9 protein-coding genes, 2 tRNA genes and 1 pseudogene are annotated in these 17,858 nt (G+C 35.5%); 5 read left to right on the top strand and 7 right to left on the bottom strand.

Going from position 1 to position 17,858, the window contains the following annotated elements; all coding sequences use genetic code 11:
* The first annotated feature begins 33 nt into the window (after window positions 1-33).
* The 4 genes and pseudogenes from ACFINE_RS01595 (at window position 34) to ACFINE_RS01610 (ending at window position 4,203) form a co-directional block, all read left to right on the top strand.
* Window positions 34-651: pseudogene (locus ACFINE_RS01595) on the top strand (YqcI/YcgG family protein).
* Entirely contained in the window at window positions 644-967 is a 324-nt protein-coding gene (locus ACFINE_RS01600; RefSeq protein ID WP_375620826.1) for a cupin domain-containing protein, read from the top strand. The pseudogene ACFINE_RS01595 and the gene ACFINE_RS01600 overlap by 8 nt, the downstream one beginning before the upstream one ends.
* A gap of 1,479 nt (window positions 968-2,446) precedes the next feature.
* Window positions 2,447-2,617: a hypothetical protein gene (locus ACFINE_RS01605; protein ID WP_375611449.1), complete on the top strand. Its 171-nt coding sequence runs from the start codon at window positions 2,447-2,449 to the stop codon at window positions 2,615-2,617.
* Window positions 2,618-2,982: 365 nt separating this feature from the next.
* Window positions 2,983-4,203, top strand: a complete 1,221-nt coding sequence (locus ACFINE_RS01610) for an MFS transporter (protein ID WP_375620827.1) — start codon at window positions 2,983-2,985, stop codon at window positions 4,201-4,203.
* 473 nt (window positions 4,204-4,676) lie between these two features.
* On the opposite strand, the gene ACFINE_RS01615 is transcribed toward ACFINE_RS01610, so the two are convergent.
* The 4 genes from ACFINE_RS01615 to rplU form a co-directional block, all read right to left on the bottom strand.
* Window positions 4,677-4,766: transfer RNA gene (locus ACFINE_RS01615), tRNA-Ser, on the bottom strand.
* A 1,256-nt stretch (window positions 4,767-6,022) separates the two neighbouring features.
* On the bottom strand, window positions 6,023-8,554 hold the full coding sequence (gene ptsP / locus ACFINE_RS01620; RefSeq protein ID WP_375620828.1) for a phosphoenolpyruvate--protein phosphotransferase: 2,532 nt from the start codon (window positions 8,552-8,554) through the stop codon (window positions 6,023-6,025).
* A gap of 1,404 nt (window positions 8,555-9,958) precedes the next feature.
* Window positions 9,959-10,228 (bottom strand): 50S ribosomal protein L27, encoded by a 270-nt coding sequence (gene rpmA / locus ACFINE_RS01625; protein ID WP_273723965.1) that lies wholly within the window; start codon window positions 10,226-10,228, stop codon window positions 9,959-9,961.
* A gap of 12 nt (window positions 10,229-10,240) precedes the next feature.
* Window positions 10,241-10,720, bottom strand: coding sequence for a 50S ribosomal protein L21 (gene rplU / locus ACFINE_RS01630; RefSeq protein ID WP_375620829.1), 480 nt, complete (start codon window positions 10,718-10,720; stop codon window positions 10,241-10,243).
* Window positions 10,721-11,005: 285 nt separating this feature from the next.
* Between rplU and ACFINE_RS01635 the strand changes: the two genes are divergently transcribed.
* Window positions 11,006-11,095 (top strand) — tRNA-Ser (locus tag ACFINE_RS01635).
* Between the two features lie 352 nt (window positions 11,096-11,447).
* Here the strand turns inward: ACFINE_RS01635 and pgi are convergent.
* The 3 genes from pgi to ACFINE_RS01650 all read right to left on the bottom strand — a co-directional run bounded on the left by pgi (window position 11,448) and on the right by ACFINE_RS01650 (window position 17,573).
* Window positions 11,448-13,112: a glucose-6-phosphate isomerase gene (gene pgi, locus ACFINE_RS01640; RefSeq protein WP_375620830.1), complete on the bottom strand. Its 1,665-nt coding sequence runs from the start codon at window positions 13,110-13,112 to the stop codon at window positions 11,448-11,450.
* A 190-nt stretch (window positions 13,113-13,302) separates the two neighbouring features.
* Window positions 13,303-16,437 carry an efflux RND transporter permease subunit gene (locus ACFINE_RS01645; protein ID WP_375620831.1) on the bottom strand — a complete coding sequence of 1,045 codons (3,135 nt, stop codon included), beginning with the start codon at window positions 16,435-16,437 and terminating at the stop codon, window positions 13,303-13,305.
* Window positions 16,434-17,573 carry an efflux RND transporter periplasmic adaptor subunit gene (locus ACFINE_RS01650; RefSeq protein ID WP_375620832.1) on the bottom strand — a complete coding sequence of 380 codons (1,140 nt, stop codon included), beginning with the start codon at window positions 17,571-17,573 and terminating at the stop codon, window positions 16,434-16,436. Before ACFINE_RS01650 ends, ACFINE_RS01645 begins: the two co-directional genes overlap by 4 nt.
* Between the last annotated feature and the right edge of the window lie 285 nt (window positions 17,574-17,858).

Genomic DNA, 17,858 nt, shown 5'->3' on the forward strand with positions numbered 1-17,858 from the left:
AAGCAGGTCGTTTTTAAAGAATTCGATGCAACCATGAATAACACAATTAGACCTTTTCCCTGCCTATTCGGTGTAAATGGATACTCAAAAAATATGCTTAGATTTGGGTTCTACAATAAATTGACCGCAAAAAATATGATGGAAGACCTGATAACTTATTGCGATAACTATAAAAGTTTTGGAAAGAACACATCTTTTGTTGCATTCGAGAAGCCTGCCCCCGTACAAAGTATCGAAGTTTATAGAGAAAAATTCTGGTCTATACTTAAAGATTTGCGAACTCTTGATGACCAAGAATGGCCTAAGCATATACCAAAAAATATGGACAATCCTTTATGGGAGTTCTGCTTTCATGGCGAGCCTATGTTTATAGTTTGCAATATCCCGTCTCATATAAACAGAATTAAGTAAGTTCTATATTTATGTTAACTTTCCAGCTTAAGTGTTTTTTCTAAGTCTTCTCTCTACAGAACAAAATGTATTCTCATTGTAGGAAAAAGGCCTGAACCTTTTGATATTATCACAAAATCTCCTTTTTTAGGAAAATATGGCGAACCCCAAAATAGAGAATGGACGCAATACTTCCTGCAAGATAATAATATTGAATCCCCACCTTGCCCATATCATATAATGGAGCACGATAATGACTAAATTTTCTAAAATTAAATTAAATAAAAATATCTATGATATATTCAAAATGATGCTTCCAGAGCAAGGATCAATAGAGATACAAAAAGATTTTCCAAAAAAAATACACGATTGGCATATTCACCAGGTCGATGAAACTCTCTTAATTATAGAGGGTGAGTTAGATTTTTTCTATAGCGAAAAACATATAACCTGTACACCAGGAGATATTATACATCTACCTGCCAATACAAGGCACAAATCAATTGCGGCAGATGTAGGATGCATATATGCAATTGCTACAGAAAATCTCACTATTGGAGATATTAGAGATGGGTAACCGCACGCTCTTTAATGGATTCTTTCTCATACAGGATTTTATTCTTTTACTCCTGCCTCCCATAATGCGCCCATAGATTCTGCGGAAAATAAGGCTATGAAGTTTACGTCCTCTACCCAAACCAACGTGGAAACTTTTCAGAAACCGCATTTTACAGTACAAAATAGAACGTTATTCTTTAGGAAAAAAAATGGATCAAGCTTAACGGATTAAACAAAAAGGAAATAATTTTGTTTACAGCTTTATTGTCGAGCATTCACGAATGGATTCTGGTATTATCTCTATCTGAAATTCCCTACAAGCATGAAGCAGAAAAGTTATCAAGCATATTTAGTATACCTAATGAAAACTGCTATTACCATGCGTGATGGCTCTAAAATGTAGATGGATTTGAATTTTTAAATAATTTTTAACTCTTGCATCACTTTATTTCCATACTTTTTAAATAATATTCAATAACTTAATTAAAATAAATATTTTTATTTTGGGTTTTGTTGTGTTGTTAATCTAAAGCATGTGAAGAGAATATATTAAAGAATTAAAATATTTATATATCGAAATTGAAGATGTCCTATTTTACCCAAAAAAGAACTATTATGACATAGGTGAATTTAGCTATTAATCTTTTGTTGCCAACAAGTGGTAAAATGATGCTGAATGTAGAAAAAATTGCATAAGAACCTTTAACAAAAATGATTAAAATTTAGATAGAATTACAAGGTATAAAATAGAATTTATTCCATCAGCGCTGCAATTTTTTCTGGTTAATTTATTCTACCAATATCATTAAAGCTTTCTTCTAATGACATCGTCTATCATTGGAAGGAGATATATGATTGTTTTTCGAATTGTGACAGCACAGAAATTTCGTGATTTATTTTGTCCATTAAAAGATGTTTGTTAGTTGAGTAAGTTAAAAAATACATAGCATTCCGTATAATGTAGTGTGTATGTATAAAACTTCTCAGGATGATCGTGTTATTTAGGAAAGATTTTACAGCAATTACGAGTATCTCTAGAATGAAAAGCACTGATTTTTAGAACAGAGAAAAACATTGATTATAACAGTTTATTAGGCTAAACGCAGAATATTATTCTAATAATTGATGGTTAATTGTAACGGGATAGTTTTTTGATAATCATAAAGAAAAAGGTATAGAGCGTGTTTCTTTTAGTTAAGGAAAAGTATTGCTCATTTTTCTTTCTAAAAGTAAGCAAATTCAAAGATAATTTTTTGTTCTTGTAGTGGTGAGAAAATAATTGTCGAAGTCAGTGAAGGGGAGATTCTAATAGATTGTTACAACGTTTAATAAAAGTTGGAATACTTAAAAATTCTTAGTTCCTATGATGATTTAAGAATACCAGATTAGGATACGGAGAATTCAAGAGCTCAAAACTTTGTGATAATATTGGTTTAGAATTACATCTTGTTCATTCAGACGAGATGAGCCAATTATTATATGTCACAGAGACATATGGGTGGAAAATTTAAAAAAAGCTTATCCAGAATCTGACTTAAAGGTTATTGGAACTTTAGTAGTAAGATTGGCTTGGTCTCATGTTTCTCAAAAATTAGCAACCAATCTTGTTGTGACTAGACTAAATTTGGAAGATCTGCTCACTGAGCGTTTTTATAATATTATGAAATGATAAAAATATTAATATTTCTTCTTGTCTGGGACATGAAGCCGGTGCTATTTGTATTTATTATCCGTTACACCATTGTCCGAAATATATTTTAAGTGGTTGTCACTTGAAATATGCCTTGGAAAATTATTTGGCAAGAGAGCGTACCTATATGTATTGGAAAGTAATTTCCTATTATTTGTCTCAATCTATGGGTACAAGGTTGCCAAGTATAGAATTCATGCTGACAGATGACTTTCAAAAAATAAGTGCCTATAACGCATTTGAACTAAACTTTTATGAAAAACTGGAATTTAGTACCGAACCATATTCGACAATGGAGAAAATCATAAAATGCCTTGAGTCTCTGTTTAAGAGGGAGGAGGCTATTGCGTAATTCTGTTTTTCTTATGATTATGATTGGTTGTTTGACGAGTTTTTGTGCTAGTGGTGTATTATCTATTGGCCTTTCTTTGTTACAATTCCAAGATACAACGGGAGAAGCGTCTGCTACTTTAAATGTCGTTAATTTAATCGCAATTGGAATTGCTGGCTTATGTTTGGGAAACGTGTTGGCGCACTATCAAGGCTTTATAATTGGGTTTTATAGTCAAATTATTTGCGCTTGTTTATTGTCTTTCTTATTATTTATGAACAATCCAGTACTTATTTTGTTTGTATTTTTTTTACTTGCTCTCTTGATGGGGGCTGATAACCCAAATAACAATAGTGCCTTGAATCAGCTGATTCCAGCTCCCAAACAAAAAGCTGGAATTTTTGCATTTTACACTAGTTGCTGTCAGTTTTTTGTTATTATATCCCCATTGCTTATATATTTTATAATTGCGCATTTGGGGCACAAAATAGCCATAGCCTTTATTGTATTTATCTATCTTTTGAATGCCAGCTTATGGTTTCGTATAAAGTCTATACAACAACTAAACAGAGCAAAAGAGCTATTAAAAAAGCCATCTCAAAAAGCTTATGGAGTTGGGTTCAGGTGCCTTTGGCGGATTTCTGCGTTGCGTTTTTTAACGATTAATCGTATTTTGAATAATTCTCTCTATACGGGGCCTATTGTTTTATTGCCACTTGTTCTTGCTTCTATAACATCAGATAATATAAAATTTACAGCTATTCAAAATTCTATTTTTGCTTTGTCAGCACTGGGTTTTGTGATCAATGGTCTTATCTCATCTTATTATTTACGGAAATTTCCATCTTTAATTCGTTTTTTTGTATGGGGGGCACCAGCTTTTGCCGTGATCGCAATCTCTTTTGTTTTATATTTAAATTTTACTCAATATTCCCTTTATATTATGGGATTTTTATTAGGTATTGGGCAATTTTATTTTAGGGTATCGGGCATAACAATTGGACAAGCTATCACACCTAGTGAAAATTTAGCCGAGGTGATTTTGGCAGGCGATGCCAGTGTACGCATCATAACAGCTTTATTCTCTATTGTGCTTTTATATGCAGGAAAATTTTTTTCATTTTCTATATTATACGTCCTGTGTGTATTTATAGGCTTTTGCGCCCCTTTATTTATTTTGCACGGACTATCTATTTACATACAAAGCTTAGAGATAAAAGAAAGCGCCGCATGAATGATGTTCAATTATTATATTACGTCAGCCTTTTTTTGATTATCGTATAGATAAAAATTTTGTACAAATATTCATGACATTAATTTTAAATAAACACATTGCGTGAGAAAAGCTGAGGTATTCGTTACCTCTCATGTGGATAAAACGCATTTAGCCCGTTAATCAACGAAATTGCAAATAGCACTATGATCACCATTAATTCTAAAAGCTCTACCAGAAGTTAGTGATAATGGCAAAAATCCTTTAATGATATTTGAAGAGATCGTTTATGCTAGATCAGGTTATCTAAGATCGAGAGGAGAGGAGCTTAAAAAGTATAAAATTCATGGAAATTCAACAGCAATTTCTAGGTGTACATAATGATAAGCATAGATCGACGCGAACTGGTGAATTGCAAACAATAAAAAATCCTGCAAATGCTGAGCTTTTTAAACTATGTCATATCAAGCATATGAAAGTTCGTTTTAAATTAATGGCGGAGAGAGAGGGATTCGAACCCTCGATATGGTTTCCCATATACACGCGTTCCAGGCGTGCGCCTTCAACCACTCGGCCACCTCTCCAGAAGTTCGCACTATACCCAGAAAGAAATAACGTGCAAGTCTAAACTATACATTCAAAACCCAAAAAACAAATTCATTTATTAAAGTAAGAGCTTTTATCTGTTGAATAACAAGCACATCCCTTCTTTTTAAGAAAAAACTTTTTTCGTGGATAGGTTTGTAGAATACAATAATGAGAATAAAAAGATTGTCACCAGTTATAAACTTTCATGCTCATTTACGCACTTTCTGCTTCACAAAAAAATACTTCTCTTAAAATTAGCATACAGCCCATAGTTTTACACAACCAAATAATTAAAATCACTTACTTATACGTCATAGGAAGGGATGGTATGTGGGGGAAGAACATTTTAAGAGAGGATAAGCGGCTCTTATGCATTTTCTTAAATAGCACGAATTTTTGCAACATTGAAAGCTGTAAAATCGTGTGATGGTATCAGTTTTCTCTTTCATAGGATTACATAATAAGCCCTATTCTAAATCCTCTATTCAATTTCACACTTCTATATTTAGTTGATACTAAAGAAAATAAAATTCAGAAAAAAACTTTGCATTTTTAATTTAATATGTATGAATATATTTTATTTTCTAAAATGAAAAAATAGTCTCATTTTGATCAAATACAAAATCATAAAAATGCAAACCTGTTTTCATTTTTACCATATATTTTTAAATTCAGCTTTACAGTTTTCAAAATATCTAAAGTAGTCTCCATTATTTAAAAAAATTACGTATTACTTTATACTTTTGATTATCGCATTCTTTAAGCGTGATATGGTCTCATCACAAAACAGAATACTCTAAAAATACTATTTTCTTTCCCATCCACACGTTTGTAAAAAAACATCTCTTAAAGCTTGCCACATCTACCTCATACGGTATCTATGAATGGTATAAAATCTATTGGATAACATCATCTTTCCTTAAATAAAAAGTAAAAGCCAAGTACTATCACGCTATTTGTCGCCTAATGTTACAATATCTATTGCTATTTGAGAGAATGCATAAAAGGAATTTATTCTTTCTTAGAGTGTTTTTATCCATACATTACTCCTCCTTGTAATGTATAAAAGAGTAATTTTTATTAATTAAATATAGAGAAATTTAAAACGAAAAAAACCTACAATATTCAGGGTTCTCATTATGTAAAACGATAAATTACCATTATAAATTAATATACTGTATTAATGTTTTACAGCACTAAAGATCTGATTAGTCTGCAAAATGAGCTCGTTCTTTCCCCTTAATGTTCTTTATTACCTTATATCCTTGCTTAGAGCACGTACAGCTCGTGCAGTTTCACATTGTAATGCTTTTTGTGCTAAAATTTTCATATCTTCAAAACTATGAGTCTGTAAACACGCCTTTACTGGAGAAATATCGCAAGATATCATAGAAAGCTCATTAATTCCCAATCCAGTCAAAATCATTGCACCAAAAGGATCTCCAGCCATACCACCACATACACTCACCCAACACTTATGTTGTGCAGCTCCCTGTATAGTCTGATAAATCATACGCAAAACTGCTGGATCAAGGCTATCAGCTTCAGACACAAGGTACGGATTTTGCCGATCAACAGCCATTGTATACTGTGTTAGGTCATTGGTTCCAATTGAAAAAAAATCAACATGGGCGCTTAATACATCTGCCATAATGGCCGCTGCTGGAACTTCGATCATAATACCAAGTTTTAATTTTGGTGCATCAACATCGTTGCGGATTTCCTCTGCAATCTTTTTTATAGCGACAATCTCTGAAACAGACATGACCATCGGAAACACAATCCATAGATCTCCACCCTCTTTTGCCGCTCGATATAAAGCACGTAATTGAGGCACCAAAAGATCACGTCGACGTAACAAAAGCCGCGTTCCTCGAACACCTAAAAAAGGATTGTCCTCTTTAGATAAATGTAAATGCGTAACCTGTTTATCTCCACCAATATCAAGTGCACGAATAATTAATGGCTTATCTCCTACAGCTGTAATCATCGCCCGATATATATTAAATTGTAGCTCTTCATCCGGAATATATGGATTCTCTAAAAACAAAAATTCCGTGCGCATGAGTCCAACACCTTCAGCCCCTAAATCAAGCGCAACAGGAACCTGATTTGCGTAATTGACATTAGCCATGATACGAATTCTTTGACCATCTGTCGTTTGCGCTGGTAATCTACATGCATTTATTTCACTGACACGTTTTTGCGCAACAGTATCAATATGCCTTTGAGCATCTTCAACGTCTTCAAGCGTAGGATTAAGGTAAATAAACCCGTTATCGCCATCAATAATAGCCTGAATATCAGACTGAATTGCTAAAATATCATCACCTGCAGCAACAACCATTGGAATACCAAGAGTACGCGCCAAAATAGCTGTATGAGATAATGGACCTCCCCATGCTGTTGCTAATCCTTTTACCCTTGTACAATCAAGTTGTGCTACATCAGAAGGAGAAAGGTCATTTGTAACCAGAATTACACCATGTGGAATATCATTTAAAAAGAACGATCTATAGGATGGATTGATTTCACCTAAAACACGTCGACCAACATCAACTAAATTAACAGCACGTGCTGCTAACAAAGGATTATCTACCTTAAAAAACATATCTGAAAATTGACGAACCGCTCTATCCCAAGACCAAGCGACACCATGACCTTCCGCTATAAAACGACAAGCTTGAGCTATTAAATTTTCATCTTCAAGCAAAACCATTTGCGCAGAAAAAATCGCAGCAGAATCTGCTCCCATACGCACTGTAATATCAGAAATCACAGATGCCATTTTATGTTTTGTTTTTGTAAGAGCATTTTCAAGACATGCTGCACCAGCTGCAAAATCAATTGGCTGATCTATTATGGAAATATCATTTTGCCTTAAAACAAAAATCTTACCAAATGCTAATCCTGAACTCGCTCCAACACCAGAAATGCCTTTTTGCATAGAGCGTGGATACCAACCATGAAAAGCCTTTGTTTGAGATTCCATTGCTCTCATCAGACATTTTTCACTAATACTCACTTTTTTTGCAATAGCAATGGCATCATTGAGAAGTTGTGCTCCTTCTGCAGCATCTGTAGAAAAAATCAGAACATCACCGTTTTTTGCTCCTAATTGCAATAAACCAACCAAATTTTTCATTTCAACGGTATATTGACCATGGCGAACTCTGATAGAGTTTTGAGCCTTTTTCGCAAAATCAACCCATAGAGAAGCTGGTCGTGCATGAAGACCACTTGGATAATCTAAAGTCCATTCCTGACACACCGAAAGGTCACCAATAAAAGTTTTTTCTATCTTCATCTCTTGGTCAAACAAAGTTGTAACAATTTGCTGTTTGTCCATAGTTGTTGCAAGTACTTCAAGCTGTTTTTTATCAAATAAAAGAGACGTCAATTTTTTACAAATTTCTCTATAGCGATCTGGACACGCTGCAATGGCAATAACCAAATATGCTTTCTTGCCATCCTGCCACTCAACACCAGCAGGCACCTGTATAACAGCAACAGCATCCTTGATAATTAAATCACGATTTTCAGCCATACCATGAGGAATGGCTATACCATTTCCAAGCCAAGTATTGGTTGTTTCTTCACGTGCAAGCATACTTGCCAGATAACACTTATCAACTGCACCAACCTGCACAAGCAATTCAGCAGCAGCATAAATTGCATCATTTTTATGATCAAAAGCAGCTGCAAGTTGTACAGATCTTATAGACAAGATTTCACCATCAGTAAAATCTACATTCATTGCTTCTGCTTTCTCATATCTCATCATGAATTCAAATTGCCTCACATTTGAACACCAATATCTCTGATACATTCCTTTTCAAAGCTGCATTTCCCAAAATACAAGCTATAAATACCACCACAGCTCTCTTTATATTTTACAGAATATAGCTAAGTGAGGTGCTTAAATACCTCAATATAACCGATAAAACAATTAGATATTATTATCCACCTCAGTGCTCAAAACCATCATAAACAAGTCTGCCTCTTACTCTTTTACTTTACAAAGACAAAACCCCGTTTTTTACAGCACCAATCACCTGAAAAACTATGCTTTCAAAATGCTCTCATTATCCTAAGTTATCCAACATAACTTTTCACTATTCTCCCTACAAGAAAGCATCCTTCCCAATCATCCGTAACTTCAGCTAATATTTTAATTGATTCCTCAAAGTTTATTTAACCTATTATCCCTCTTTATAAGTTCATTACATAATTACAAATTGCTCCATGCAACTTATCATCTTTAAAATTCCGTGCTACCCATCTTATGATATCAAACTCTCGATATATAATATTTATATATTTTAAGCTACACCTTTACTTCAATCAATATCGCAAATACACAATACCCTCTGTCGCACATTTGCAAAGTACGACATCCCCTCCCAAGCACCATCACCAACTACTAAAATCAAGAAAAACTCTACAAATAAGATAAATAAAGTAAAAAATGAAAAGCAATTATTGCCTTAACCCTAGCTCTTATGCTTGTCTATTTTCAACAATACACAATAATAGTGAAATCAGAAAAAATATTCTTGAAGGGCGCTGATTGCAAGTTGGTTATTTTTATATCTTTAAACACCGTACTCCTTAAAAATATAATTTCACTCTCGATTTACCGAAAATTCCTTAATGCACGTCACTTTCAAAGTAGTTTTGACTACCTTCTTATGGATTTTTTATCCCTATGTCTTTTTAAATGAATAGCCCCACCTACCCACACTACCACCTAAAAACAGTATGACAACTCATCAATACCACAATGCCGATAAAAAGATCCATCTTTATCAAAATGATTACATCAATAATGCTCTCATTAAATTTCTCATAATTTTCTGAAAACAAACTGCTTCTCTTATAAGAAATTACTCGACGCTTCTTCATACATAAAAAGAAAGTCTCTCCTCACTGATTATTATACAGAAACTTATCAACAAACTCTATCATAATATCAATATGTTCAGTACTTAAATACTAACATAACAGCGCACAAACTTTTTCCCTCATTGAGAAAAGCCATTTCCCCGATTCTACCTTTTTATCTTCTACATTTATTATAGTACCAACGCAAAAAGAGAAAGATGAGATTCATCTTTCCCTTTGAATACTTATAAAACCACAACTACAATTCAATGAAATCCCGTTGATGGCTAGAGAGTGTTACAGATTACTCTGCTGCCTCCACCATAGGAATGACTGAAACATAGGAACGATTACCCGCTTTGCGTTGAAAAGAAACCTTTCCATTTGATAATGCAAAAAGCGTATGGTCTTTTCCAATGCCGACATTGTTTCCAGGATGCCAACGTGTACCACGCTGGCGAATAATAATATTTCCGGCAATAACGGTTTCACCACCAAATTTTTTAACGCCTAGACGTTTCGATTCTGAATCACGACCATTACGCGAGGAACCACCAGCTTTTTTATGTGCCATAGACGCTCTCCTTTAATCTTTCTTACTCTTTGATGCTACAGATGCTTTCTTCTGCGACGCAGTCTTTTTTTCAACCATTTTTTTAGTCGTCTTCTCAACAGAAGCAGCAGCTTTTGTTTCTTTTGGTGTAGTTTCTTCTTCTTTTATAGGTTTCGCAGCAACTTTTTTAGGTTTTGAACCACCCATTAAAATTTCTAAAACACGAAGCCTCGTAAATTCTTGACGATGGCCACGCGTGCGTTTAGAATTTTGACGACGGCGCTTCTTAAATGCGATAACCTTGCGCCCGCGTGCCTGTTCTAAAATCTCAGCTGTCACCAATGCATCAGCAACGACAGGGGTACCAATAACCGCATTACCTTCTTGCCCAACCATTAATATGTCATTGAATTCAACCACATCACCCGCATTTCCACTAACTTTTTCAACTTTTACCACTTGATTAGCAACAATGCGGTATTGCTTACCACCAGTTTTAATGACTGCGAACATTTTTTATCCTTCCGTTCACTCCAGCTCTTATTTAATTTCTGCCTTGAAATAAGGGAAAATAGGCTGCTTTTTATCAGTCGTAATAGATCCCAAAGAAGGATAAAACCTTCTTCAACACAAATATGCGCAGATTTCCCCACGCTTATATTTTGTATATATGAAGGAATTTCTATTCTCTGTCAATAAAGTCCCATAAAAAAGAAAAAAAGGTTGTACCAAAAACAATTGAAGGTTATCTACCCCTTATACACTCAAATAGTGCCGATTTTTGTTTCACTTTATTATGGAGAGATGGCTGAGTGGTTGAAAGCACCGCACTCGAAATGCGGCATAGGGGCAACTCTATCGGGGGTTCAAATCCCTCTCTCTCCGCCATTAATTTATAAAGCGATATTATTAAAACTGCCTTTAATCGTAGCTTGCCTGTAGCTTGTCTGTAGCTTGCCAGCGGGTTTTGTATATTTTGACACTAGGTTTTGTACCAATTTATTTTTTTCTCAAAGAGTTTTTAAGAGGTTCTCAAAGGATCTTCAAAGACCTTTCAAAGGTCTTTATCGTTTTTGCGAATAAATTCTCATTTTTACAATTTTTGCACTTTTTTGATTTTCTGTTACATAAATCTAGTTCAGATAACAAGAGAAAGCATAGTAAAATTAAAGAATTATCTCATATTTCTCTCTCATTCTACTTTTGCTTAGTTAGTACAAAACCTACTGTCAAATTATATTTATTTTGCACGTCTTGCTTGAATATGTGCTAGCAACCCTAATGTTGAACTATCGCGATTATCCGCTTTACTTTCTCCACGAAGAATTGGTAGTAACTCGTTTGCTAATTCTTTACCAAGTTCAACACCCCATTGATCAAATGAATTAATATTCATTAAAATCCCTTCAACAAAAGTGCGATGTTCATAAAGCGCAATAAGACGACCGAGTGCAAAAGGCGTTAATGAATCTTGAACCAGCGTAATGCTGGGACGGTTTCCTTTAAAACTTCTATGACGTGCTAAATGATCTGCTTCACCCTCATCAACTCCATTTTTTATCAAGATATGCCGAGCATCTTCAATACTACGCCCCTTCATCAAGGCTTTTGATTGTGCTAAACCGTTTGCTAGCAACATCTCATACATAGAATGTAATTTTTTCTCATGCCCTTTTATAAATAAAATAAATTCTACAGGAATAATATCTGTTCCTTGATGCAGAAGCTGAAAAAAAGCATGTTGACTATTTGTTCCTGAATCCCCCCAAACAATTGGACCACTTGAAAAACTTAATGGTTTTCCATCCAGCGAGACTTGCTTACCATTTGATTCCATATCAAGCTGTTGTAAATAAGCTGGAAAATGTATTAAACGCTGTGCATAAGGAATGATCGAACGTGATGAATAACCACAAATAACACGATGCCAGAATCCTAAAAGAGCAAAACGAATAGGAATATTTTTATGCAAAGGCATAGTTTTAAAATGTTGATCCATTTGCAAAGCACCATTGAGAAATTGGCGAAAATTTCCACCACCTATTGCAAACATAACAACAAGTCCAATGGCTGACCAAATTGAATAACGTCCTCCAACCCAATTCCAAAATTTAAAAACTCTTGTGGAATCTATGCCAAATTCTGCCACTTTATCAAGCGCACTTGAAACAGCAACAAAATGCGTACAAACGGCTTCTTCTCCTAAATGTGAACAAATCCACTGACGTGCAACTTGAGCATTGACCATTGTTTCAGCCGTTGTAAAAGTTTTAGAAGCAATGACAAACAGCGTTGTTGCTGGATTCAAAATAGAGAGAGTATCAGAAATATGGGCACTGTCAGCATTCGAAACAAAATGACACTGTGGACCATCATGATAAGGTTTTAAAGCATACGTGACCATTGCAGGACCAAGATCAGAACCACCAATACCAATATTGACAATATCACTTATTCTCTCGCCACTGCCTCCCTTATAGCTTCCATCACGCACCTTTTCAGAAAATCTTTCCATATCGTCAAAGACGTCTTGAATATCGCGAATAAGATTATGACCATCCAACATGAAAATTTCATCAGCAGGTAAACGTAATGCAATATGAAGAACTGAGCGTTTTTCAGTTGTATTAATCGCCTTACCAGAAAACATTGCATCACGCCGGCCTAACACATCTGCTGCGACCGCTAAATCATCTAGAAGTTGCAATGTTTTAAATGTCACACCACATTTTGAAAAATCGAAAAGAAGATCATCAAGTCTGAGGGAAAAATGGGAAAAACGCTGTTCATCTTCTACAAAATGCCGACGAATATCATAGACCCCATCCTTTGCGGCATGGTTTCTTAAAGCTTTTAATGTGGCTTCAAAAGCCATTTCATTTCGAATCGAAAAGCTATCTCCCATAAGCTTATCCTATACGGTTATTGATAATGAAATCTATGCCCAAACAATAACAAAGCAGAAAGCATCTCTTTTATTGCTCGCTATTTTCACTGCTCACATAAAAATGAAGGAATATACAAAATATAAAGGATAAGATCCGAAAATGATATTTTTACAAGAATAAATTTTCAAATCTTTTCTATCATATACATCATTTAACTTGATTGAGTTCTTTTGTTAAACGTAAATCTTCTTCTGCTTTTGGTCTTATAAAACGCCCTAAAAAAAGATAAACAACCGGTGTAACATAAAGCGTAAAAATAGTTGCTAAACCTAAGCCACCAACGATAACCCAACCTAAAGCTATACGAGCTTCTGCGCCAGCACCTTTGGCTAAAACCAAAGGAATACCTCCTAAAATGGCACAAATCATTGTCATACAAACTGGACGAAGGCGAATGTTTGCTGCTTCTTCTACGGCTTCACGCACGCTTCTTCCCTGATCACGTAATTGATCTGCAAATTCAACAATGAGAATACCATTTTTTGCCATAACACCAATTAACAAAATTAATCCAATTTGGCTGTAAATATTAAGACTCACACCACTTAATAGCATAGCAATTACAGCACAACCAATCCCTAATGGGACAGTGGCCATGATAATGAATCCTGAAATAAAGCTTTCAAACTGAGCAGCCAAAATCAATAAAATAATCAAAAAGGCAATGCCAAAAACAATCATAAAATTGGAAGATGTTTCATTAAGCGTTTCGGCTTCCCCTAAGGGAACCAAATAGGTTCCTTTTGATAACAAAGGAGAAGCAATTTTCTGTACAGTTTGGTAAGCTTCCCCTAAAGCGATATCTGGAGCAAGATTTGCGCTTAAAATAACAGCACTCATGCGTTTTTCCCGTTTTAATTGAGGAGCAATAGCTTTTTCATGTAAACGCGCAATAACCGATAAAGGAACATATCGATTGTCTTTGGTTTTTAAAAAAATATTTTCTAAATCGCTAGGACTCTTCATAGAATTTGTACGCGATATCAATTTAACATCGTAAGAATGATCATCCACGTTAATGGAACCAATCTTTTTACCATCCAACATTGTTTGTAATGTATCGCCCAAATTGGTGATATCAATCCCTAAATCGGAGGCTTTTTTTCGATTGATTTCAATAAAAAATTGCGGTTGCGTTGCATCAACAGTAAGGCGTGGGCGAATAAAACGCGGATCATCTTGTAAAGCACTTACCAGCTTATCAGCAATGGGTTGTAATATTGCATAATCATTGCCAAGAATTGCAAATTGCAACCCTTGCCCAGTTCCGCTCACACCTAGAGAATTTCCCTGCGCAGCAAACACAAAAACTGCGGGAAACTGTTTAACCTTTGCATTAATATCTTTCACGATTTCTTGCTGACTCCGTAAACGTTTATCCCAAGATGAAAGCAATAAAATCAAAAAAGCAGTATTGGGTGAACCGCCAGCACCCGCAATAGAGTAACTGTTAGCAATCTCCCCTGCATCACGTAATGGCTGTAGACTTGCTTCAATTTGCTCTATTTGCTCGTTCAAATATTGTGTTGAAATACCTTGTGGTCCATTAATAACCAAAAAGATCACAGCTCTGTCTTCTGCTGGCGTTAATTCCTGTTGTAGCTTCGTATAGCCTCCAACACAAAGACCCGCAAAAATAAGTGAAGCAAAAACAACAGCCCAAGGCTTTTCTAAACACTTATGCAAACTGTAAGTATATGCCTTATGAAAAAAAGTACCTAATTTATATAAAAAAGCAAAATGATGGGACTTTTCCTCTTTTTCCTCAATATGTTCTTTGAGAAAACGCGAAGCCAACATTGGACAAAGCGTTAAGGCAACAACTGAAGAAAGCAAAATAGAAATTGCCAAAACAAAACCAAATTCTCTAAAAAGACCTCCAACTTGCCCAGGAAGAAAGGAAATAGGAACAAACACAGCCACTAAAGTCAATGTTGTTGCTAAAACAGCAAAAAATACTTCACGTGTTCCTATCACCGCTGCTGCTCTGGAACCTAATCCCATGTTGCGCCACCGAACAATATTCTCAAGAACAACAATGGCATCATCCACAACAAGCCCTGTTGCTAAAACAAGTCCTAAAAATGTGAGAATATTCAATGAAAACCCTACAAGATAAATAGCCGCAATGGTACCAATCAAAGCGACAGGAAGAGATAAAGCAGGTATCAGCGTTACACGAATGTCTCTGAGAAAAAGAAAAATGACCAAGATAACGCTCAAAATAGCAATACCCAACGCAACTTCAACCTCATGAAGAGCGCTTTTAATAAAAATTGCATCGTCATTAATAACGTCTATATTTACAGAAGAAGGAACAATACTTTTGAGATTATCAACAACGGCTCTCACACCTTCAGAAATATTAAGAGTGTTGGATTGTGCTTTACGCACGATACCTAATCCAATACCTGTCTTTCCATTGATACGAAGAATAACTGTTTCTATATCCGGCGATAAAGTAACATGCGCAACATCACCAAGATGCACATGAGGCTTTAAAACAACTTGTTCAAAAGATTCTGGTGTTGTTAAACGTGCAGTAGCACGTACAACTAAACTTTGCTTAGAATTGCGTAATGACCCTACTGGCACATCTGTTGTCATATCAGCAAGAACACGTGAAATATCTGCTACAGTTAATCCATAACTTGCAAGTTTTGCTTGATCTATATCAATCTGAAAAATCTTTGTGCGAGCACTATCGACCTGTACATCACCAACACCATCAACAGCAGAAATAGCATCAACAATCTGATCGTTTACAATCGTGGTTAAATCATCAACACTCATTGTTGGTGACGTCACAACCAAATACATCATGGCAGCAGCATTCGAATCTGCTTTAATAATCAAAGGCGAATCCGCATCTTTCGGTAAAGAATAGGTAACACGAGAGAGAGCATCACGAATATCAGATGCTGCAACATTCAAATCAACACCGACATTAAAGTTAATCTTCACACGGGAGCGTCCAAAAGAAGACGTTGAAGAAATCGTCTTAACACCTGAAACACGAGAAACAGCATCTTCTATAACTTTTGTAACTTCACGATCAATTGTTTCTGCCGATGCACCAGAAAACATCGTCACAATCGTTGTTACAGGAGTATCAACATCGGGTAATTCTCTTACATCAACATTTAACCATGCTGCAAATCCTGCAATGATGATCATAGCATTCAAAACAAGAGTAAAAACCGGTCTGCGAATAAATAAGGTAATGAGACCACCTTGCTCCACCTTTGACATAGGCTGTTTTGTGCTCAATTCTTGGCTCATTGTATATCCGTTCCATAACCTACTGATAATTGCTGTTGATGAGACTTTGGATCATCAATAGTTACTTTACTTCCTGGATAAAGCATTTGCACCCCTTGAATGACAACTTGATCACCATTTTCTAGGGGAGCTTTCACGAAAACCTGATCCGCTTTATGCTGAATAATTGTTACGGGTATAGACTCTACTTTTCCTTCTCTCACACGCCAAACGAATGACCCTTTACTATTCCATTGCACTGCAAGAGGATTAACGACAGGAAAAGAACCACCATGAAACTGCAAGGAAACAGAAAAGGACATACCAGACATGAGCGTATCTTTTTCATTGTTGATTTCAACCTGAACATGAAGTGTGCGACTTTCTGGATCAACGATATTATCAATCGCATAAATATGACCAACAAAAGATCTATCTGGCTGCGCGATTAACGTTGCCGTTACCTCATCTCCTTTATGGATGCGCGACACATATCGTTCAGGGGCCCATATATCGACCAAAATACGTTCTCTATTCTCAATACGGCCTATTACAGTATTAAGGGTCACGTTATTCCCCGCATCAACGGGCAAAATACCAACAACTCCAGGAATCGGTGCTCGAATTGTTCGCCGATCGAGATCTAATTCAGCATTACGCAAAACTAAATTTGCGTTATCCAACTCTAAGCGTGCCATAATTTCTTGAACTTCCGTTGCTGTATTGCTGGCGCGTAATTTAAGAATACGCGAAAGCGTCAATGCATTGTTATCACGTTGCACTTTTGCTTTTGCAGCCGCTATTTCTTCTTTTTTAGAATCAAGCTTTGCAATCACATCATCAGCTTGTACTTTTGTACCCGCTGATACAAAAAGCTTATCAATAACACCTGAGGATAAAGGGGTAAGCTCGACTTCTGCAAGAGCTTTTCCACTCCCAAGAACGTTAAGTTGTTCGTAAAGATCTTGAACTTTTACAAGATCAACGACAACATTTACCGGTGGCCTTCCCATTTTTTCATTTGAAGCTTTATCCGATACTCTTGTTTTATCCACCATAGAAATGGGTTGGTCTGCACTCTTTTTTCCAGCCCAATAAGTAACCGTTAAAACAACGATTAAAAACACTAATGGAAAGCTCTTTTTTAATAACGCCATACATCCGCCCTTGCTGTGTCATGTTCATCTGAAATAGTTTTCAACAGTAATATCGGCGTTTTACACAAAAACCCAACAGCGGGTGTATATATCTTACCCCCACCGCAAAAAACACATCTCACCTCTGCTTGACTATCTTTCATAGATTAAAACGTCAAGTTAACTATCGTTCATATCGCTTTGTATGGTCATGACAAAAAAATGTTCATATCAAAACCAACTGAAGCCATAATATATTATATCCTTTTTTAAAATATATCATAAAAAAAGAGAGATTTTTTTATG

Source organism: Bartonella sp. AA97HXZ (assembly GCF_042196985.1).
Taxonomy (GTDB): domain Bacteria; phylum Pseudomonadota; class Alphaproteobacteria; order Rhizobiales; family Rhizobiaceae; genus Bartonella.

Coding starts and splice junctions, on each gene's coding strand:
- rplU (WP_375620829.1), bottom strand. CDS start 10,720: ATGTTCGCAGTCATTAAAACTGGTGGTAAGCAATACCGCATTGTTGCT.
- ACFINE_RS01650 (WP_375620832.1), bottom strand. CDS start 17,573: ATGGCGTTATTAAAAAAGAGCTTTCCATTAGTGTTTTTAATCGTTGTT.
- rpmA (WP_273723965.1), bottom strand. CDS start 10,228: ATGGCACATAAAAAAGCTGGTGGTTCCTCGCGTAATGGTCGTGATTCA.
- ptsP (WP_375620828.1), bottom strand. CDS start 8,554: ATGATGAGATATGAGAAAGCAGAAGCAATGAATGTAGATTTTACTGAT.
- pgi (WP_375620830.1), bottom strand. CDS start 13,112: ATGGGAGATAGCTTTTCGATTCGAAATGAAATGGCTTTTGAAGCCACA.
- ACFINE_RS01645 (WP_375620831.1), bottom strand. CDS start 16,437: ATGAGCCAAGAATTGAGCACAAAACAGCCTATGTCAAAGGTGGAGCAA.
- ACFINE_RS01600 (WP_375620826.1), top strand. CDS start 644: ATGACTAAATTTTCTAAAATTAAATTAAATAAAAATATCTATGATATA.